At 65.3% G+C, this 20,066-nt stretch carries 17 protein-coding genes; 13 read left to right on the top strand and 4 right to left on the bottom strand.

What is annotated here, in order from left to right; translation table 11 throughout:
- Positions 1-21 precede the first annotated feature (21 nt).
- The 4 genes from NR187_RS14305 (at position 22) to NR187_RS14290 (ending at position 2,542) form a co-directional block, all read left to right on the top strand.
- Complete coding sequence (locus tag NR187_RS14305; protein WP_256806833.1) at positions 22-1,140, top strand: helix-turn-helix transcriptional regulator; 1,119 nt, start codon at positions 22-24, stop codon at positions 1,138-1,140.
- A 229-nt stretch (positions 1,141-1,369) separates the two neighbouring features.
- Positions 1,370-1,627 (top strand): hypothetical protein, encoded by a 258-nt coding sequence (locus NR187_RS14300; RefSeq protein WP_256806831.1) that lies wholly within the window; start codon positions 1,370-1,372, stop codon positions 1,625-1,627.
- Entirely contained in the window at positions 1,620-1,799 is a 180-nt protein-coding gene (locus tag NR187_RS14295; protein WP_256806829.1) for a hypothetical protein, read from the top strand. The genes NR187_RS14300 and NR187_RS14295 overlap by 8 nt, the downstream gene beginning before the upstream one ends.
- A gap of 14 nt (positions 1,800-1,813) precedes the next feature.
- A complete protein-coding gene (locus NR187_RS14290) occupies positions 1,814-2,542 on the top strand; it encodes a sulfite exporter TauE/SafE family protein (RefSeq protein ID WP_211383400.1) in 729 nt (242 codons plus the stop codon).
- Here NR187_RS14290 and NR187_RS14285 read toward each other — a convergent pair.
- Positions 2,539-5,742 carry an efflux RND transporter permease subunit gene (locus tag NR187_RS14285; protein ID WP_256806828.1) on the bottom strand — a complete coding sequence of 1,068 codons (3,204 nt, stop codon included), beginning with the start codon at positions 5,740-5,742 and terminating at the stop codon, positions 2,539-2,541. The two genes, NR187_RS14290 and NR187_RS14285, sit on opposite strands and share 4 nt — an antisense overlap.
- Positions 5,743-5,907: 165 nt before the next feature.
- Complete coding sequence (locus NR187_RS14280; RefSeq protein WP_256806825.1) at positions 5,908-7,164, bottom strand: efflux RND transporter periplasmic adaptor subunit; 1,257 nt, start codon at positions 7,162-7,164, stop codon at positions 5,908-5,910.
- 200 nt (positions 7,165-7,364) lie between these two features.
- Here NR187_RS14280 and NR187_RS14275 point away from each other — a divergent pair, with 200 nt between their 5' ends.
- Positions 7,365-7,970 carry a TetR/AcrR family transcriptional regulator gene (locus NR187_RS14275; protein ID WP_256806823.1) on the top strand — a complete coding sequence of 202 codons (606 nt, stop codon included), beginning with the start codon at positions 7,365-7,367 and terminating at the stop codon, positions 7,968-7,970.
- 1 nt (position 7,971) lies between these two features.
- Here the strand turns inward: NR187_RS14275 and NR187_RS14270 are convergent, their stop codons facing one another.
- Positions 7,972-9,468 (bottom strand): amidase, encoded by a 1,497-nt coding sequence (locus NR187_RS14270; protein ID WP_256806821.1) that lies wholly within the window; start codon positions 9,466-9,468, stop codon positions 7,972-7,974.
- Between the two features lie 510 nt (positions 9,469-9,978).
- Between NR187_RS14270 and NR187_RS14265 the strand changes: the two genes are divergently transcribed.
- The 4 genes from NR187_RS14265 (at position 9,979) to rnz (ending at position 14,581) form a co-directional block, all read left to right on the top strand.
- Positions 9,979-11,196 (top strand): multidrug effflux MFS transporter, encoded by a 1,218-nt coding sequence (locus NR187_RS14265; protein WP_256806819.1) that lies wholly within the window; start codon positions 9,979-9,981, stop codon positions 11,194-11,196.
- A 15-nt stretch (positions 11,197-11,211) separates the two neighbouring features.
- Complete coding sequence (gene guaD / locus NR187_RS14260; protein ID WP_256806817.1) at positions 11,212-12,609, top strand: guanine deaminase; 1,398 nt, start codon at positions 11,212-11,214, stop codon at positions 12,607-12,609.
- 14 nt (positions 12,610-12,623) lie between these two features.
- Positions 12,624-13,607 (top strand): antibiotic biosynthesis monooxygenase, encoded by a 984-nt coding sequence (locus NR187_RS14255; protein ID WP_256806815.1) that lies wholly within the window; start codon positions 12,624-12,626, stop codon positions 13,605-13,607.
- Between the two features lie 68 nt (positions 13,608-13,675).
- On the top strand, positions 13,676-14,581 hold the full coding sequence (gene rnz, locus NR187_RS14250) for a ribonuclease Z (RefSeq protein ID WP_256806814.1): 906 nt from the start codon (positions 13,676-13,678) through the stop codon (positions 14,579-14,581).
- Between the two features lie 9 nt (positions 14,582-14,590).
- On the opposite strand, the gene NR187_RS14245 is transcribed toward rnz, so the two are convergent.
- The gene (locus NR187_RS14245; protein ID WP_256806813.1) at positions 14,591-15,412 is read right to left on the bottom strand and encodes an IclR family transcriptional regulator; all 822 of its coding nucleotides are present in this window, start codon (positions 15,410-15,412) and stop codon (positions 14,591-14,593) included.
- A gap of 123 nt (positions 15,413-15,535) precedes the next feature.
- On the opposite strand from NR187_RS14245, the gene NR187_RS14240 reads away from it, so the two are divergent.
- Genes NR187_RS14240 through pdxA form a run of 4 tightly spaced genes read left to right on the top strand, consistent with a single transcriptional unit; the run spans position 15,536 to position 20,066 of the window.
- Positions 15,536-16,459 (top strand): dihydrodipicolinate synthase family protein, encoded by a 924-nt coding sequence (locus tag NR187_RS14240; RefSeq protein WP_211383410.1) that lies wholly within the window; start codon positions 15,536-15,538, stop codon positions 16,457-16,459.
- Between the two features lie 27 nt (positions 16,460-16,486).
- Positions 16,487-17,926 carry an FAD-binding oxidoreductase gene (locus tag NR187_RS14235; protein WP_256806811.1) on the top strand — a complete coding sequence of 480 codons (1,440 nt, stop codon included), beginning with the start codon at positions 16,487-16,489 and terminating at the stop codon, positions 17,924-17,926.
- 2 nt (positions 17,927-17,928) lie between these two features.
- Positions 17,929-19,035, top strand: coding sequence for a four-carbon acid sugar kinase family protein (locus NR187_RS14230; RefSeq protein ID WP_211383412.1), 1,107 nt, complete (start codon positions 17,929-17,931; stop codon positions 19,033-19,035).
- The gene (gene pdxA / locus NR187_RS14225; RefSeq protein WP_211383413.1) at positions 19,032-20,066 is read left to right on the top strand and encodes a 4-hydroxythreonine-4-phosphate dehydrogenase PdxA; all 1,035 of its coding nucleotides are present in this window, start codon (positions 19,032-19,034) and stop codon (positions 20,064-20,066) included. Before NR187_RS14230 ends, pdxA begins: the two co-directional genes overlap by 4 nt.

Raw genomic sequence — 20,066 nt, 5'->3', positions numbered from 1 at the left:
GTGTCACCATTAGCTGTTCCGATGCCCCGTCCTCCAAAACAGTCCGAGTTGATCGAGACGATCTATGACGCCGGTCTCCACCCGGAGTTGTGGAGCGATGTCGTCGTCAAGCTCAATGCGTTCATCGGCAGCCAGGCCTGCGGCCTGATTTCAAAGGACCCGGTCAGCAAGTCCGGCGCGACGCATTATTACTGCGGCGTCGATCCGCACTACATTCAGCTCTATGCCGAGACCTACTCCCGCTACGATCCGCTCGCCAGGCTGCCGCGTTACGGCGAGGTCCGAAACATCCCCGACCTCGTGAATTTCGACGAGTACCGCCGCGGACGCTTCTACCAGGAATGGCTGCGTCCGCAGGGCTGCGTCGATGTCGCCAACGTGGTGCTGGAGCAGTCGAAGTCGCCGTGTCCAATGCTGATGACCGTGATCCCCGGCAGGGACATGCTCGACGCCGGGCAGCGGGCGCGGATGCAGTTCCTGGTTTCGCATGCGAGCCGGGCGCTGCTGATCAACCGGGCGATCGAGCGGAAGCAGCAGCGTGCGATCGCGCTCGCCGACGTGGTGGACCGGCTCAATGCCGGCGTCATCCTGCTCGATCCCGCCTGCCATATCGTCCACAGCAACCCGGCGGCAGACACGATCCTGGCCGCCGATGATGTGCTGCGGTCCGTCGCGGGCCGGCTCGTGGCACGGTCCTCCGCTGCAAATTCGGCCCTGCGCGACATCTTCCGCGATGCAGGCGAGGTTGCCCTGGCGGCGGCTTCGGGGCGGAAAATTCCGCTGATGTCGCATGACGGTTCCTACTACGTTGCTCACGTCATCGCGCTGCCGTCGCTGCAGCGTGAAGGCGCGGCGGAGCGCAGCTCGGCCGTCGGCGCCCTGTTTCTGTGGAAGGCGGAACTCGACGGACGCTCATGCGCCGGCCTGATTGACCGCACCTTCGATCTGACGCCTGCCGAGCTCAGGGTGTTGCAGTCGATCGTCGAGGTCGGCGGCGTTCCGGAGACGGCGGTTGCGCTCGGCATCGCGGAGACGACGGTGAAGACGCATCTGCATCGCGTTTTCGCCAAGACCGGCGTCTCCCGTCAGGCCGATCTCGTCAAGCTCGCGGCCGGATTCTCCAATCCGCTCGTGCACTGACGCGCACGGCAAGCGCAGGCGAGTCGCTGCAGCTCGCGATAGGTTCAAACAGAAGCATCATTAGAAAGTTATCGCGCGTCGTTCGATCGAATGACGCGATTTTCCGCGTTCTCTTCTACTAGACGTCACACGATCGGTTGTTCGACGTTTCAGACATCCGTGTGAAGCAACCCACTGCAAGCGGAAGTGAATCCCGCCAATCTCTCGTACAGGTTGAGAGGAGATTGTCATGCCAACGGCGTCACCCGGTCTGGCAGCCAGGTTCAGCGATATCGTCACGGCAATCGGCGCGGCCTTCCGCGAGCAGCGGGAAATCGACGCGCGGCGCGTGCTGCGACGCTATCGCCATCTGCTGGGGCAGCCGGACGAAAAATCGTGTTTGAACGAAATGAGTCCCGTCTCGCGCGAAGAGGATATTTTTGAGAATGCCAACGGAGTTGATCCGCGCCAGCGCGCGACCGGCCACCCCACGTTCGAACGTGCGTAACGTCAACATCGTGGCGATTGCGCTGACCGCGGCGCTCGTCACCCTCCAACTGGTCGGCTTCGCGATGCTGGAGCGATCCCACGCCCACGCGATGCAGGCGTCATTTCCACGCGAACCGGCCGTTTGCACCGACAGCGCCGAAATCCGCGTCTCGCAAATTCCCTACGATTGACCGGAGGACGGTTTGTGCCTGATATCACGACTCTGATCCTGCTGAGCGTCGCCGTGTTCGCGGGCGCCTTCGTCTCCGGGCTGTCGGGCTTTGCCTTCTCGGCGGTGGCGGGCGCCATTCTGCTCCGGGTGTTTCAGCCGCTCGAAGCCGTGCCGCTGATGATGGCGTGCAGCATCGGCGTGCAGGCCACCAACCTCTGGGCACTTCGGCGCAACATCCGCTGGGAAGGCAGCCTGCTGCTGATCGTAGGCGGATTGATCGGCGTTCCCATCGCGGTATCGCTGCTCCAGAGCACGGATACGCATCTGCTCCGGCGCGGCTTCGGCATCATCGTCGCGCTGTACGCCGCTTACATGCTGCTGCGGCCGACGCTGGTGACGGCCGGCGAGGCTGTCGGCCGGCACTGGGTCGCCTTGATCGGGTTCGGGGGAGGGCTGGTCGGCGGCCTGACCGCGATGCCCGGTGCGATTCCCACCATCTGGTGCGACATGCGCGGCGTGCCCAAGAGCGAGCAGCGCGGTCTGGTGCAGCCCTTCATCGCCGCGATGCAGGTCTTCGCGATCGCGCTGCTGGTGGGACATCAGGATCTGTCGTCAAAGGTGTTCATCGATCTCGCCATCAGCCTGCCGGCGCTGTTCGCCGGCTCTGCGCTCGGCGTGATCGCGTTTCACCGGGTCAACGAGACGGTCTTTCGCAAGACCGTGCTCGTGCTGCTGCTGGTCTCGGGGATTTCCCTGATCTAGTGGCCTGCGCCTTCGTGATGTAGCTCCTGGACCGGAGCCACGCTGGAGCCGCTGCCGTGATGCACCAGCGGCTTCATGCCGGTGACGGTCCGCAGCAGCACGTAGAAAATCGGCGTCAGGAACAGGCCGAACACGGTAACGCCGATCATGCCGGAGAACACGGCGACGCCCATGGCGCGCCGCATCTCAGAGCCCGCGCCGGTCGAGAGCACCAGCGGCAGCACGCCCATGATGAACGCCATCGACGTCATCAGGATCGGGCGGAGCCGCAGACGGCTCGCCTCGATCGCGGCCCGGATCGGCGTGCGGCCTGCGAACTCGAGTTCGCGCGCGAATTCGACGATCAGGATCGCGTTCTTGGCCGAGAGTCCCACCAGCACGATCAATCCGATCTGGGTGAAGACGTTGTTGTCCCCCTTGGAGATCCAGACGCCGAACATCGCGGCGAGCAGACCCATCGGCACGATCATGATGATCGAGAGCGGCAGGGTCAGGCTCTCGTAGAGCGCCGCCAGCACCAGGAACACCAGCAGGATCGCCAGCGGGAACACCCAGAGTCCGGAATTTCCGGCAATGAACTCCTGATAGGTCAGGTCGGTCCATTCGAAAGCAAAGCCCGGCGGTAACGTCTCCGCTGCGATCCGCGTCGCCGCCTCCTGCGCCTGGCCGGACGAAAAGCCGGGCGCGGCCGCCGCGTTGATGTCGGACGACAGGAAGCCGTTGTAGCGGATCGCACGTTCCGGTCCCGCGCTCTGGCGAATCTTCAGCAGCGCCGACAGCGGCACCATGTCGCCGGAGGACGAGCGCACCTTCAATTGCCTGATGTCGTCGGCCCGCGCACGGAATGGTGCGTCGGCCTGGACATAGACGGAGTAGGTGCGGCCGAATTTGTTGAAGTCGTTGACGTAATAGGAGCCGAGATAGATCTGCAGCGTGTTGAACACCTCCGTCACGGGCACGCCGAGCTGGAGCGCCTTGGTGCGATCGATGTCGGCGAACAGTTGGGGCACGTTGACCTGGAAGCTCGAGAACACACCGGCGATCTCCGGCGCCTTCTGCATCGCCGCCATGAACGCCTTCGTCGCCTCGTTCAGTGCCTCATAGCCGAGACCGGCACGGTCCTCGATCTGCAGCTTGAAGCCGCCGATCGTGCCGAGGCCGTTGACTGGCGGCGGCGGGAACATCGCGATGAAGGCTTCCTGGATTCCGGCGTATTTCTTGTTGAGATCGGCCGCGATGGCATTCCCGCTCAGGGCCGGACTCTTGCGCTCGTCGAACGGTTTCAGCGTCGAGAACACGATGCCGGCGTTGGAGGAGTTGGTGAAGCCGGCGATCGACAGGCCCGGGAAAGCGACCGAGCTCTCGACACCGGGCTGGGTCAGCGCGATGTCGCTCATCTTGCGGATCACCTCTTCGGTGCGATCGAGCGCTGCACCATCGGGCAGCCGTGAGAAGCCGACCAGATATTGCTTGTCCTGGCCCGGCACGAAGCCGCTCGGCACCTGCTGGAACAGGAAGGCGGTGAGGCCGACCAGCACCACATAGAGACCCATCACCGCGGCTTTGCCCGAGATCACCTTGGTGACGGCGCCGCTGTAATTCTCCGACGAACGGGTGAAGGCCTTGTTGAAGCCGCGGAAGAACCAGCCGAGGCCCTTCTCCATGATGATCGTCAGCCTGTCCTTCGGCTCGTTGTGGCCCTTGAGCAACAGCGCGGACAGCGCCGGCGACAGCGTCAGCGAGTTGACGGCTGAGATCACGGTCGAGATCGCGATCGTCAGCGCGAACTGCTTGTAGAACTGCCCGGTGAGGCCGGAGATGAAGGCGAGCGGCACGAACACGGCAATCAGCACCATGGCAATGGCGATGATCGGACCGGAGACCTCGCGCATGGCCTGATAGGTGGCATCGCGCGGCGACAGCCCGCCCTCGATGTTGCGCTCGACGTTCTCGACCACGACGATGGCGTCGTCGACGACGATGCCGATCGCGAGCACCAGGCCGAACAGGCTGAGCGCATTGATGGAGAAGCCGAACAGGTGCATCACTGCGAACGTGCCGACGATCGACACCGGCACCGCCAGCAGGGGAATGATGGAAGCGCGCCAGGTCTGCAGGAACAGGATCACGACCAGCACCACCAGCGCGATCGCCTCGAGCAGGGTGTGGATGACCGCCTCGATCGAGGAGCGCACGAACTGGGTGGGATCGTAGACAATCTGGTAGGACACGCCTTCCGGCATGTTTTTCTTGATTTCGGCCATGGTGGCGCGGACATGGTCGGAAATCTCCAGCGCATTGGAGCCCGGCGCCTGGAAGATCGGGATTGCGACGGCCTGCTTGTTGTCGAGCAGCGAGCGCAGGCCGTATTCGGACGCGCCGAGCTCAATCCGCGCGACGTCGCGCAGTCGCACCACTTCGCCGCGCGTGCCGGTCTTGACCACGATATCGCCGAACTGCTCTTCGTTGGCGAGCCGCCCTTCCGCATTGACCGACATTTGCAGGTCGATGCCCCTGACGTTCGGGGAGGAGCCGACGACGCCGGCGGCGGCCTCGACGTTCTGCGCCTGGATCGACTTGACGATGTCGCTCGCGGTCAGGCCGTGCTCGGCGGCCTTCTGCGGATCGACCCAGACCCGCATCGAATAATCGCCGGCGCCATAGAGCTGGACGTCGCCGACGCCGTCGATCCGCGCCAGCCGGTCCTTGACGTTGAGCACGGCGTAGTTGCGCAAGTAAGTCATGTCGTAGCGGCCGTTCGGCGACAGCAGATGCACGACCATGGTGAGGTCGGGCGACGACTTCTTGGTGATGATGCCGAGCTGGCGCACCACGGCCGGCAGGCGCGGCTCGGCCTGCTGCACGCGGTTCTGCACCAGTTGCGTCGCCTTGTCGGGGTCGGTACCGAGGCGGAACGTCACCGTCAGCGTCATCGCGCCGTCGGTGGTCGCCTGGCTCGACATGTAGAGCATGCCTTCGACGCCGTTGATCTGCTCCTCGATGGGGGTCGCCACCGTCTCCGCAATCACCTTCGGATTGGCGCCGGGATAGGTCGCGCGCACCAGCACCGAGGGCGGCACGACGTCGGGATATTCCGAGATCGGCATCGCGAACAGCGAGATCAGGCCGGCGAGGAAAATCAGGACCGACAGCACACCGGCGAAAATCGGACGATCGATGAAGAATTTTGAGAGATTCATGGCTTTGCCCCTGGGCAATATCTTGGTCGTCTCCACACAGCTCCGCCGTCATTCCGGGGCGCGGGCAAAGCCCGCGAACCCGGAATCTCGAGGTGATGTGCTCGGAGTTCTTAAACTTCTAGATTCCGGGTTCGCGCTACGCGCGCCCCGGAATGACGGAGTTTGTCAGCGCTGCACCACGTCCTGGTTGCTGTGGTTGGAAGCCTGTTGCGGCCCGCGCGCGCCCATTGCGGCGACCTCGGTCTTGAGGAGGGCGCCCGGGCGCACACGCTGGAGGCCGTTGACGATGATGCGGTCACCGGTCTTCAGCCCCGCCGTCACGATACGCAGCCCGTCGACCGAGCCGCCGAGCGTGATCGGCCGGTAGACCGCGCGGCTGTCGTCGCCGACCGCCATCACGAACTTCTTGTCCTGGTCGGTGCCGATCGCGCGCTCGTCGATCATGACCAGCGTCTGCTGCTTCGGCTGGCCCATGCGCACGCGGGCGAACTGGCCCGGGATGAGACGCCCGTCCTCGTTCTGGAACACCGCGCGGACACGGATGGTGCCGCTCTGGCCGTTGACCTGGTTGTCGATGAGCTGGATGTGACCCTTCGCGGAGAGACCGCCGGAGGTCGCCATCTCGACCGGGATCTGGTCGAGCTTGCCGCGCTGGCCGGAGGCATCCGCGATCGAGTTCAGCGCCCGCAGCACCACCTCTTCATCCGCGTCGAACGAGGCGTAGATCGGGTTGACCGAGACCAGCGAGGTCAGGACCGGGGAGGCGGTGCCGGCGGCGACGAGATTGCCGACGGTGATCTCGAACTTGCCGACACGGCCGTCGACCGGCGCGCGCACCTCGGTGTAGTCGAGGTTGAGCTTTGCGGTCTGGAGCGTCGCCTCGGCGGCCTTCACGTTGGCGATGGCTTCGCGATTGGCGTTGTCGCGCTGGTCGTAGTCGCGGCGCGTGACCACGGCGTTGCCGACCAGCTGTGCGCCGCGCTCCAGCTCGCTCTGGGTGAACACGACGCGCGCTTTCGCCGCCTCGAGCTGCGCGTTGGCCTTGTCGACCTCGGCCGCGTAAGGCGCCGGATCGATCTTGAACAGAACGTCGCCTGCCTTCACCAGCGCGCCTTCGGTGAAGTTGGTGGACATGATCGCACCGGACACGCGCGGTCGCAGGTCGACCCGGTTGATGGCTTCCAGCCGGCCGGAGAAATCGTCCCACAGCACGGTCTGCCGCGGCTCGATCATCGCGACGGTGACGGAGACGGCTTGCTCGGCCGCGGCGGCCGTTGCCGTCGCCTGGGCTGCACGGAAATAATGGCCGGTCGCGATCGTGCCGGCTGCGGCGAGGGCGCCCACAATGGCGACGCCGCCGAGAAGGCGGCGGAAACGACCGGTGCGGACGGTATTTTGGTCGGAATTTTGGGAGGGATGCATTTGCGCGCTCCAGATATGTAGTGTTCACTACAGATGTGGAGCTGGATGCCGCAGTGCAAGATACTTATGTACCATTCACTAAGAAAATTGTAGCGGCATACCGCAAGAATTGGAAGCGGCCGAGAAAATAAAGCTAGAACAAATAGATAGGATTTGGCGTTAAGCCTCAGGCTGAACGCGAATCCCGAGGAGACAGGCACATGGGCATGGGACGCCCCCGCGAATTCGACGCCGAGACGGCGTTGGACCAGGCGATGGAAGTGTTTTGGCGCCATGGCTATGAGGGCGCCACCATCGCCCAGCTCACCGAGGCGATGGGCATCAATCCGCCCAGCCTCTACGCCTGCTTCGGCAACAAGGAAGGCCTGCTGAAGGCCGCGCTCGACCGCTACACCAAACTGCGCAATGTCTGGATGAACGAGGTGGTGGCGGCTCCGACCGCCCGCGATGTCGCCGAACGAATGCTGATGGGCATCGCCGAAAAGCAGACCGATCCGGCCAATCCGCCCGGTTGCCTGCTCGTGCAGGGCGGCATCGCCTGCGGCAGCGGCTCCGAGAACGTCCCCTTCGAGCTCGCCGCCCGCCGCGCCGAGAACGAAGACCAGCTGCGCGACCGCTTCATCCGCGCCAAGGCGGAAGGCGATCTCAAGCCGACCTCGGATCCCGCCGCGCTCGCGCGCTACGTCTCGGCGGTCTCCGTCGGCATGGGCGTGATGGCGTCCTCGGGCTCCGATCGCGAGGCGCTGCGGCAGGTGGCGAGCGTCGCCGTTCAGGCGGTGGAAGCGCAGTCGGCTGATAGAACCTGATTCATCTTGCGGATTGCATTGCAGACAGCGACGGCGGCGGGACGAAGCCGCCGAACTCGCGTTCGATCAGTCCCGCCAGCGCAATCGTGGTGCGATCCTCGAGATAAGGCCCGATGATCTGGACGCCGATCGGCAGGCCCGACGGCGTGCGCTCGATCGGGACGGCGGTCGCCGGCAGTCCGCAGGTCGAGGCGGGATCGGCCCAGATGAAGCACGCATCCGAGTAGTTGTAGAGCTTTCCATCTATGTCGAGCCGTCGCGCGTCGAACGGCTCGGACTGGTCTTGCGGAAAGGCCGGCACGGCCGCGGCCGGGTAGATCGCTGCGTCGAACTCGCGGAAGAACTGCTGCCACCGTTGCTGCAGCTGCAGGCGGGCCGCGTCGGTCGCCAGCCATTCGCGATGGAGCATGCCCCAGCCGCGGGCGCGCTCAGCCTGCATGCTGTGGTCGTCGGGCGAGAGTGCCGCGGCAACTCCTTGCGCCTCTGCGAGGGCGGCCGGTGTCAGGCGCGGACTTCGCGCGGCGTTCAACAGTTTCATGTAGAGCCGCGCGGATTCGACGAGATCGGGCAGCGAAATGCTCGCGCGCGCGACCCGCGCGCCTGAACGTTCGAGCCGTTCCGCCAACCGCCCAATGGCCGAACGCACGGCATCACCCGTCGGCATCAGCGGATGGGTATCGATCACCAGGATCCTGAAATCCTTGAGGTCGTTGTGGCGCGGGGCGGGCAGCGCAAGGCGATAGCCGATCCCGTCCCGCGTCTCGTCGGGGCCAGCAATCACATCGAGCGACAATGCGAGGTCCGAGGCGGTGCGCGCCATCGGCCCGACGACCGCGAGATCACCTTGACCCGGGACGGGAGGAGCCGGCGGCAGGCTGTATCCGCGCAGCGGGACCAGGCCGAGGCTTGGCTTGTGTCCGAACACCCCACAGAAATGCGCGGGCACCCGGATCGAGCCGCCGATATCCGAGCCGATCGAGAGCGGACCGAAGCCTGCGGCCAGTGCCGCGGCCGATCCGCCCGAGGAACCGCCCGGCGACCGGCCGAGGTCCCACGGATTGCTCGTCGTCCCGTAGATCTCGTTGTAGCTCTGGAAATCCCGCAGACCGATCGGGATGTTGGTCTTGCCGATGATGACGGCGCCCGCCGCCTTCAGCCGCGAGACGACGAGGGCATCTTCCGCCGGTTGAAAGTCGCTGAAATGCGGAAAGCCCCATGTCGTCGGCAGGCCGGCGACGTTGAACGGCTCTTTCAAGGTGATGGGGATGCCGAGCAGTGGAAGCCGCTCGCCGCGGCCAAGCGCGGCATCGGCGGCGCGCGCGGCGTCCCTTGCGCGATCAAAATCGCGAACGATGACGGCATTGATGCGCCCGTCCAGCGCCTCGATGCGTCCGATCGTGTGCTCGAGCAATTCCGATGCCGACACCTTGCGCGCGTGCAGGGCGCTCAGCAGCGCGCTGATCGAGCCGTAGTTCAAGTCGGCGGCGTCTGCGTTCATCATGAACTCCAATGTATCTCATCGCTGTGTCGAGGCCATCCCCGCTGCAGATTGCTCGGGCGCCGAACGTGCGATTTTGCAAGGGCATGGGGAGGTGGGTGCCGCGGACACCAGACCTGCTTGCCGGTCGAGGGACCGCATCATCCGAAACCGCGATGCCTTCCGTACGGCTAATGGTCCGGTGCAGCGGCGAACTCACGATTGGGGATAATGCAAGTCTGCGCCTGTTTTGCCCGACGGCGCAAGTGAATATTTCGCTTTTACAGAAGTTAAGGAAAGGTCAATGATTCGATCCGATCTCTACTGTGCATGGGGTTGTTTTCGCATTTTTTGTCGGAGCGTCACCACGCCACAGGGTCCGGGCATTAGCCGCCAGGATTGAACGGGAACCCCTAAGGGTTTTTATACACAGTTCTGGCACGCTCCCGCGCGTCAAGATCCGCAACCTGCATCGTCGCGTCTCAACGCGTGCACGAAAAGACGGGGCGGGCACTGTGGGGGCGTTGCTTCATGACTGCACTTGCTTCGGACGCCGGTTGCGCGAAGCGCGGGATCGTGCCGATCCTGCTGTGCGTCGTGCCGTTCAGCCAGATCCCGCTCGATGCCTATACGCCCGGCCTGCCGCAGATGGTGGTCGATCTCGCCGCCGATCCCGCCTCGATGCAGAACACCGTCACGGCGTACATGCTTGGAATGTCTTTGGCGCTGGTGCCGGTCGGCATCGCCTCCGATACGCTCGGCCGCCGCAACGTCCTGCTCGCAGGCCTGACGGTGCTCATCGCGATGAGCATCGCGTGCGCCCTGGCGACCAGCGCCTCGCTGCTGCTTGCGCTGCGCTTTTTGCAAGGCGTCGGCGGCTGCACCTGTCTCGTCGTCGCCTATGCGGTTGCCGCCGATTGTTTTCGCGGCCGCGATCTCACGGCGATCTCCGGCCTGCTTGGGGCCGCCTGGGGGCTGGCGCCGGTGCTTGCGCCGGCGGCGGGCGGATTCATCGTCGAGCTGACATCCTGGCGCGGCGTCTTCGTCGTCATTGCCATCGCCGCGGCTATCGTTGCCGCGATCGTCGCGCTGCTCTTGCCCGAGACGTTGCCGGTGGAGCGGCGCGCGCCGTTCGATCCGCGCCGTACCGCCGGAATTCTGCGCGGGGCGCTGGTCCGTCCGGGCTTCCTGGCTTTCGTGCTGGTGTTTGCCGCGGCGGCCAGCGCGCAACTGGCGTTCGGCGTCGTCGCTCCTTTCTTCTACCAGACCGGTCTTGGCTATTCGGCTTCCATCTACGGCCTCGTCGCGCTCGGCCTTGGCGGCGTCAATCTCGCCGGCGAGCTCGGCTGCGCGCATTTCGCGCACTGGATGCCGGCTCGTGTGATGGGCTTTGGCGCCTTCGCGCTGTTTGTTGCGGGCGCTGCCGTGCTGGCCGCGACCGGCATGACCCTCGGTCTCGATTTCGCTTCGATCACGATCGGCGGCGCGCTGGTGCTCGGCGGCTGCGGCGTGTTGTGCCCGATGATGTACGGCATGGCGCTCGGCCTGTTCGAGCGCGACCACGGCCTGATCGGCGGTTTGATCAGCGCGCTCTGCTATCTCGCGGTGAGCGGCGTCATGGCGATCGCGGCGGTGCTGCCGGAAGCAACGCAGGCGCCGATCGGATGGCTTTATCTCGGCCTCTGCGCCGTTGCGGGCACGCTGCTTGCGATCTCGCTGCCTTCGGCGCGACACGCCACACAGACCTAGGGAAGGAACCAATTCATGACCACCGTCGGTATTCGCGGCACGTTCTTCGACTTCGTCGACGATCCCTGGAAGCACGTCGGCAACGAGCAGGCCGCCGCACGCTTTCACCAGGACGGTCTCATGGTCGTCACCGACGGAATCATCAAGGCGTTCGGTCCCTACGAGACGATCGCGGCCGCACATCCCGGCGTCCAGATCAGCCACATCAAGGACCGCATCATCGTCCCGGGCTTCATCGACGGTCACATCCATCTGCCGCAAACGCGCGTGCTCGGCGCCTATGGCGAGCAGCTGCTGCCGTGGCTCCAGATGTGGGTCTACCCGGAAGAGATGAAATACAAAGACCGCAACTACGCGCGCGAGGGCGTGAAGCGCTTTCTCGACACGCTGCTCGCCTCCGGCACCACCACGTGCCAGGCCTTCACCAGCTCCTCACCGGTTTCGACCGAGGAGCTGTTCGACGAAGCAGCCCGCCGCAACATGCGCGTGATCGCCGGCCTCACCGGCATCGATCGCAACGCGCCGGCCGACTATGTCGATACGCCCGAGAATTTCTATCGCGACAGCAAGCGGCTGATCGCGCAGTACCACAACAAGGGTCGGAACCTCTACGCCATCACGCCGCGCTTCGCCTTCGGCGCCTCGCCGGAGCTGCTCAAGGCGTGCCAGCGCCTCAAGCACGAGCATCCGGACTGCTGGGTCAACACCCACATATCCGAGAACCCGGCCGAATGCAGCGGCGTGCTGGTCGAGCATCCGGATTGCCGCGACTATCTCGGCGTCTACGAGAAGTTCGACCTGGTCGGTCCGAAATTCTCCGGTGGCCACGGCGTCTATCTCTCGAACAACGAGTTTCGCCGCATGTCGAAGAAGGGCGCGGCGGTGGTGTTCTGCCCGTGCTCGAACCTGTTCCTCGGCAGCGGCCTGTTTCGTCTCGGCCGCGCCACCGATCCGGAGCACCGCGTGAAGATGTCGTTCGGCACCGACGTGGGCGGCGGCAACCGCTTCTCGATGATCTCCGTGCTCGACGACGCCTACAAGGTCGGCATGTGCAACAACACGCTGCTCGACGGCAGCATCGACCCGACGCGAAAGGATCTCGCCGAGGCCGAACGCAACAAGCTCTCGCCCTATCGCGGCTTCTGGTCGATCACGCTCGGCGGCGCCGAGGGGCTCTACATCGACGACAAGCTCGGCAATTTCGAGCCCGGCAAGGAGGCCGATTTCGTCGCGCTCGATCCGAACGGCGGGCAAGCCGCGCAAGCGTGGCACCAGTCGCTGATCGCCGACGGCAATGGGCCGCGCACGATGGACGAGGCCGCGAGCATGCTGTTCGCCGTCATGATGGTCGGCGACGACCGCTGCGTCGACGAGACCTGGGTGATGGGCAAGCGTCTCTACAAGAAGAGCTGAAGCGGACGGCCGCGATGAGAGAATCTCCCGATACGGCCGGCCAGCCGGTCGCCCTCGTCATCCAGCGTCGCATCGCCGACGACGGTTTTGCCGCGTTCGCACGGTGGAACGGCGAGGTGGGCGAGGTGCTCAAGGCATGGCCCGGCTTCCTGGGGCAGGAGGTGGTGCCGCCGCAGCCGCCGGCGCATGTGGACTGGGTCACGATCCTGCGTTTTGCAAGTCCCGCCGCCGCACGCGCCTGGCTTCAGAGCGATGTGCGCGCGCGCCTGATTGCAGAGGTGCAGCGTTTCTTCGTCGGTTCGGAGGACGTCCACATCCTGCCCGACACCGGCGTCGCGCGCGACAGTGCGGTCTCCGCCGTCATCTCCTTCAAGGTCCCCGATGGACTCGAGGATGCCTTCCTCAAATGGCAGCAGCGCATCCAGGCCGCGGAGGCCGAGTTCAGGGGATTCCTGCGCCACAAGATCGAGCGGCCAATTCCGGGCCTGCACGACGAATGGATCATCATCCTGTCGTTCGACAGTGACGCCAACCTCAACGCGTGGCTCGACTCGCCGTTGCGGCAGACGCTGCTGAAGGAGGGCGCGCGCTTCAACGCCGGCATGAACGTGAAGCGGGCGAGCTACGGCTTCAATTTCTGGTTCCCGGCCGGCAAGGTCCAGGCGTCGGAGCAAGGACCCGGCCTGATCTGGAAGAGCAACCTCATCGTACTCCTGGTGCTCTATCCCGTGGTCTACCTCTGGGGCTATTTTGTCAGCGCGCCCTTGATCGACAGTCACGGCATGCCGGTCTGGTTGTCATTGTTCGTCGGCAATCTCGTCAGCACCCAGCTTCTCGGCTGGCTTTTGGTGCCCGCCGCCTTCAGGGCGCTCGGCTGGTGGATCAGGCCGAAGGCGGCGCTCGGACGCCAGATCGCGGGATACGCGCTGCTTGCCGCGCTCTACGCGGCGTCGATGGGCCTGTACGCGCTGCTCATCGCGTGGCATTGGGGGCGGTGAGGCCGTCCACCGCTGCGGACCGTTGAGGTGTCGTCGGGGGAAGCGGCGTTCGCTGGACACTGACGATCATGTTCGCCCTGACATTTCTCGGGACCTCGGCAAGCGTTCCCTCAGCGGAGCGCAACCATCCGGCTCTCCTCGTGGAGGCCGCGGGCAAACGCATCCTGGTTGATTGCGGCGAGGGCACGCAGCGCCAATTGCTGCGCAGTGGCGCCGGATTTCGGCGGCTCGACCGCATCCTGCTGACGCACGCTCATCTCGATCACGTGCTCGGTATCCCCGGCCTCTTCTCGACACTGGGCTTGCGGCAGAACTCCGACGCGATGACCATTCATGGCGGCCCGGGTACGCTCGACACCGTCGCCCGCATGCTCGCAGGCCTGTGGGGCGAGGGCAGGGCGCCGATCCCGGTGGCGTTCGCAGCGCTGACCGTAGGACAGGTCATCGACGCCGGAGACTTCACCATCGACTGCTTTCCGGTCCGCCATCGTGACACCGACAGTTTCGGCTTTTCCTTTCAAAGCACCTCGCGCCGCCATCTGTTGTCCGGTCGCCTCACGACCCTTGGTGTCCCCGACGGTCCCTTGCGCAGAGAACTGGCCGAAGGACGACCGGTCGTGATCGAAGGCGGCCGAACGATCAATCCGGAGGAGGTGCTGGGGCCGCCGAGCGGCGGCAGGAGGCTTGTGGTGATCGGCGACACCGAGACCACCGAGGGGCTGTCGCAATACGTCGCTGGCGCCGACTTGCTGGTGATCGAGGCGACGTTCCTCGATCGCGATGCGTCGACCGCGCGGGACTACGGCCATCTCACCGCAGCAGAAGCAGCCGCGTTTGCGGCCGCGAACAATGTCGGGCAGCTCGTGCTGACCCATATGTCGGGACGTTACGACGACAAAGAGATCCTGGCCGAAGCGGCAAGAATCTTTCCGAACACCCGGATCGCCGCCGACTTCGACCGCATCGTGATCTAGTCGCTGCCCTCAGCCCGATAATCCCGACTTGATCGCAATATCCTGCACCTGGCGCGTCACCTGCATCAGTCGCGGCAGCGCCTGGTCGCGAAAGGCCGGCATGTCCATGCGCATCGCGTCGATGGTGACGCTCAACCCTCCGATCACAACATCCTGGGCGTCGAAGATCGGCGTTGCCAGCGTACGCAAGCCGTAGGCGTTCTCGCCGTCGGAGACGGCGTGGCCCTTCTTCTTCACCTGATCGAGCCGGGCGAGCAAAGCATCAAGATCGGTCAGCGTTCGCTCGGACAATTTCACCCGAGGGCGCGCTTCCAGCCGTTCGATCTGCTCGTCCCGCGCAAGATGCGCCAGCATGACATGCCCGAGCGCAGCGCTGTAGGCGGGAATGCGCGTGCCCGGACGGCGATCCATCTTGTGACGGTCGAGACCCGCGCCGATGCGTGCGAGATAGACCACGTCGCCGCCATCGAGGATCCCGAGCGAGGCCGCATCGCCTACTTCGGGCACGAGGTCGCGCAGCAGCGGCTCGACGATCGGCCGCAACGAGCCGTGCGACAGCACGCTATAGCCGAGGTCGAGACAGGCAACCCCGAGGCGGAACCGGCGGCTTTGCGGAACGGACTGGACATAGCCGAGCTCGACCAGGGTCTGGATCAGCCGAAATGCCGTCCCGCGATCGAGATCGGCACGTGCGGCAATCTCACTCAGGGTCAGCTCGAAGGCCTCGCTGCTGAAACTCTTGAGCACGGCGAAGGCCTTGCCGACCGAAGCGACGTAATTCTTGGCATTCTTCGGGCTAGCTTCAGATTTGTGCTTTGTGGCCTTGGCCATGCTCGAATGCCCCGCCAGGGTAGCCGTCGCCCTTGACGTGGCGGCGAGCTGATTTTACGACAGGCCAAGCCAATAACAAATGTTCGCATTCCGAACAACATCGATTTGACGATCGGAGGAAGTTTGTCGACATCATCGCTGCACCCTCATGGCGTCTTCTCCGCCGCGCTGACGCCGCTCGACGCTGAGCTCGCCCCCGATCATGCTCGCTTCGTCGCGCATTGCCGCTATCTGCTGGACGAAGGCTGCGACGGCATCGCGCTGCTCGGCACGACCGGTGAGGCGAACTCCTTTTCGGCCACCGAGCGCACCGCACTGCTCGAGGCGGTGGTCGCCGCCGGCATCGCGCCGCAGCGGCTGCTGCCCGGCACCGGCGTCGCCGCGCTCAGCGAGACCATTGCGCTGACGCGCCACGCGCTCTCGGTCGGCGTCGAGACCGTCGTCATGCTGCCGCCGTTCTACTACAAGGGCGTTACCGACGACGGCATCTTCGCCTCCTACAGCGAAGTCGTGCAGCGCATCGGCGATGCCAGGCTCAAGGTCGTGCTCTATCACATCCCGCAGATGTCGGCGCAGCCGATCTCGCATGCGCTGATCGAGCGGCTGCGCGCGGCTTATCCGTCCACCTTCACCGGCATCAAGGACTCCTCCGGCGACTTCGTCAACATGACCGCGATGGTCGAACGCTTCCCGGGCTTTGCGGTCCTGGTCGGCGCCGATCCGCTGCTGCTGCCGCTGCTGCGCAAGGGCGGCGCGGGCTGCATCACCGCGACCTCCAATCTCGTCGCGCGCGACCTTGCCCATGTCTACGGGCATTTTGGCGATAGCGACGACGACTCGGCGCTCAAGGCGGCGCAGGCGCGCATCGTCAAAGCGCGCGAACTGGTCTCGCGCTTCCCGCAGATGGCCTCGCTGAAGGCGCTGGTGGCCGATCGCACCGGCCACGCCGGTTGGCAGCGCCTGCGGCCGCCGCTGGAGTCCTTGCCGCCTGCCGAGGCGAAGGAGCTGCTCGCGGATGCGGCTGCATTCGCTGCCGTTGCCGTCTAGGCTTGGCACGGGCGACGAGGCGATCCGATGTTCGACCCTTTCCATGATGCGTTGAGCGGGCTCGCTGCGATCGTTGGCGACAAGCACGTCATCGCATCCGGGCCCGACCAGGAGCCCTATGTGGTGGACTGGCGCGGGCGGTATCACGGCCGTGCCGTCGCGGTGGTGAAGCCCGGCTCGACCGCCGAGGTTGCTTCCGTCGTCAAATACTGCGCCGGGAAAGGACTTACGATCGTGCCGCAAGGCGGCAACACCGGGATGTGCGGGGCCGCGACTCCGGACGATCGTGCGGGCAATGTCGTGATCCGGCTCGATCGCATGCGAACCGTGCGCGACGTCAGCCCGCTCGCCAACACGATTACCGTGGAGGCTGGCTGTATTCTCGCCGAGGTGCAGAATGCGGCCCGGGCCGTCGATCGTCACTTCCCCTTGAGCCTGGGTGCCGAGGGCTCCTGCCAGATCGGCGGCAACATCTCGACCAATGCAGGGGGCACGGCCGTGCTGCGCTACGGGCCGACGCGCGATCTTGTGCTCGGGCTGGAGGTCGTGCTGCCCGACGGGCGTGTCTTCGATGGCCTGCGCGCGTTGCGCAAGGACAATACCGGATATGCGCTCAAGCAGCTCTTTATCGGTGCGGAGGGCACGCTCGGCATCGTCACCGCGGCAGTGCTGAAACTGTTCGCGCCGCCGCGCAGCTCGGCTCTGGCGCTCTTGAAATTGCAGGGCGTCGAGCAGGCGCTCGAGATCATGCAACGCCTGCGCGGTGCAGTCGGCGACCGGCTTGGCAGCCTCGAGATCATGTCGCGGTCGCAGATTGAGGCGATCGCGCAGACCGTGCCTGATGTCACGATCCCGTTCGAGCTGACGACGCCGTGGTATCTGATCGTCGAGCTGACCGACACGCTCGCGGGCGTCGACCTCGACGAGCTGCTTGCTGCGGCGCTGGCGGAGGCGATGGATGCAGGGCTTGCCGATGACGTCATTCTCGCGTCCAACCTTGCGCAGGCGAAGGCGATCTGGGCGGTCAGGCACAGCGTGTCCGAGGGCAACAAGCGCAGCGGCTATGTCGTCTCGCACGACAGCGTGGTGCCGCTGGAGCGTCAGGCGGCCTTCGTCACCGAGGTCGATGCGAGGATCAAGGCCGCCGTGCCGCATGCGCGCGTCGTCATGCACGGCCATATCGGCGACGGCAACATCCACGTGATCGCCCTGGTCGACCGCGCATACTGCCAGGATCCCGGCACCACGGCCGCGCTGGTGGCGCAGATCAACGAGATCGTCGACGACGAGACCGCGGCACAGGGTGGGGCGATCAGTGCCGAACATGGCATCGGGATCACCAATCGTGGCCGGCTTGCCCGCGTTGCCGATTCGCTCGATATCGAGCTGATGCGCGGCATCAAGCAACTGCTTGATCCCGACGGCCTGATGAACCCCGGCAAGATTTTTGGCGCGGGAGCGGCATGACGATGACGAGCGTCCGCCTGCTTGCCGACGATCTCACCGGTGCGCTTGACACCGCTGCGGAGTTCGTCGGCCTGTGCGGACCGTTCAACGTCACCTGGCCGGAAGCGTCAGCACCGCTGGATTCCGGGAGTCTCGCGATCGACAGCGGCAGCCGCGAGCGGTCGAAGGCCGAGAGCATCGAGATCGTCGGACGGCTTGCGCCGCTGCTTCAAAGCGGAACGATCGCCTACAAGAAGGTCGACAGCCTGCTTCGTGGCGCGTGGGCGGCCGAGCTTGGCGCCTGCCTGCGTAGCCGCCATTGGACCTCGTGCGTGGTCGCGCCGGCCTTCGACTATCAGGGGCGCCGCACCGTGGGTGGCCAGCAATTTGCGCGTACGGTGCAAGGCGATTGGCATCGTGTCGGCGACAATCTCCTGACCCAAATGCAACGCGAGGGCATCGAAGCGCGGCAGGGCGCGGCCGATACGCTGTCGCAAGGCGGCGTTCAGGTCTTTGATGCCGAGAGCGATATTGACCTCGATCGTGTCGTCGAAATCGGACGGCGCATGCCCGGGCCCGTACTGTGGTGCGGCAGCGGCGGGTTGGCCGGGGCGCTCGCCCGCAGCCATCGCGCCGATTCGCCGGACCATCTGAAGCTGCCGGTGCTGGGGCTGTTCGGCTCAGACCAAGCGACTACCGCAGCGCAGCTTGCGGCATGTGGGGGCGCCACCGTCGCGCTCACTGAAGGTGAGGGCGCAGCGCGGGTCCGGCGCAAGCTGGCCGCCGACCGCGTGGCGCTGGTCGAATTCTCTCTTCCCAATGGCCTGACCCGCGCCGAGGCGGCGCGGCGGATCGCGCGTGAAATGACGGCCCTGATTGCGGCACTTGAACCGCCGGGCACGCTGATCGTTGCCGGTGGAGAGACCTTGAAGGCCGCATGCGTCGCTCTCGGCGCGCAGGCGCTGCAGGTGACAGGACGTATCGTGCCGGGATTGCCGCGCTCGATCCTGCGGGGCGGCCGCTGGGCCGGCGTCGATGTCGTTTCGAAATCCGGCGCATTCGGCACCAGCGAGCTCTGGCGCGATCTGCTCCGGACCAATCATTTGCTCAACATGGAAGGTCCGACATGACCTCTCGCCATCTTGCCATCACCATGGGCGATCCGGCCGGGATAGGGCCGGAGATCATCGTCAAGGCCTGCGTCGCGCTGAAGGACCGGATCGCGACGGGCGATCTGCGTCTGCTGATCATCGGCAGCGGCGCGGCACTCGACGGCGCGAAGGCGTCGCTCGGCGCGGGCGTTGCGATCCCGCAGGTGGCAGCCGACGATCGCGAATGGCCCAATCTCTGTTACCTGCAAGCCGACGCTGAAGGCGATCCGATCAAGCCCGGCGTGCTCAGCGCCGACGGCGGCCGTTTCGCCTACAAGGCGATCGAGCAGGGCGTGCGTCTGACGCAGGCCGGACGGACGTCCGCGATCGTCACGGCACCGCTCAACAAGGAAGCGCTCAACAAGGCCGGCTATCATTTCCCCGGCCATACGGAGATGCTGGCGCATCTGACCGGTGTGCGCGGCTCGGTGATGCTGCTCGCCCATGGCAACATGCGCGTCAGCCACGTCTCGACCCATGTGGCGCTGGAGGATGTGCCGAAGCGTCTGACGCCGGAGCGCTTGCGCATGGTGATCGACCTCACCAACGATGCCTTGCTGCGGCTGAGCATCGCCAAGCCGAAGATCGCCGTCGCCGCGCTGAATCCGCATGCTGGCGAGGGCGGCCTGTTCGGCCGGCAGGATATCGACGTGTCGGCTCCTACGATCGCCAAGGCGGTCGCCGACGGCCTCGATGTCGTCGGCCCCGTGCCGGGCGATACCATCTTCGTCAAGCTGCGCGCCGGCCAGTACGATGCCGCGGTCGCGATGTATCACGACCAGGGGCACATCCCCGTAAAGCTGCTCGGCTTCCAGATCGATCCCGCGACGGGCCGCTGGCAGGAGCTTTCCGGCGTCAACATCACGCTGGGCCTGCCGATCATCCGCACCTCCGTCGATCACGGCACCGCTTTCGACATCGCCGGCAAGGGCATCGCCAACGAGCACAGCCTGATCGAGGCCATCGACTATGCCGAGCGGCTGGCCGCCGGCGCCTCTGCATCCAGATGA

Origin of the sequence: Bradyrhizobium sp. Bra64 (genome assembly GCF_024519875.1) — a bacterium.
In the GTDB taxonomy this organism is placed as follows: domain Bacteria; phylum Pseudomonadota; class Alphaproteobacteria; order Rhizobiales; family Xanthobacteraceae; genus Bradyrhizobium; species Bradyrhizobium japonicum_G.
This window is presented reverse-complemented; position numbering and strand designations above follow the sequence as displayed.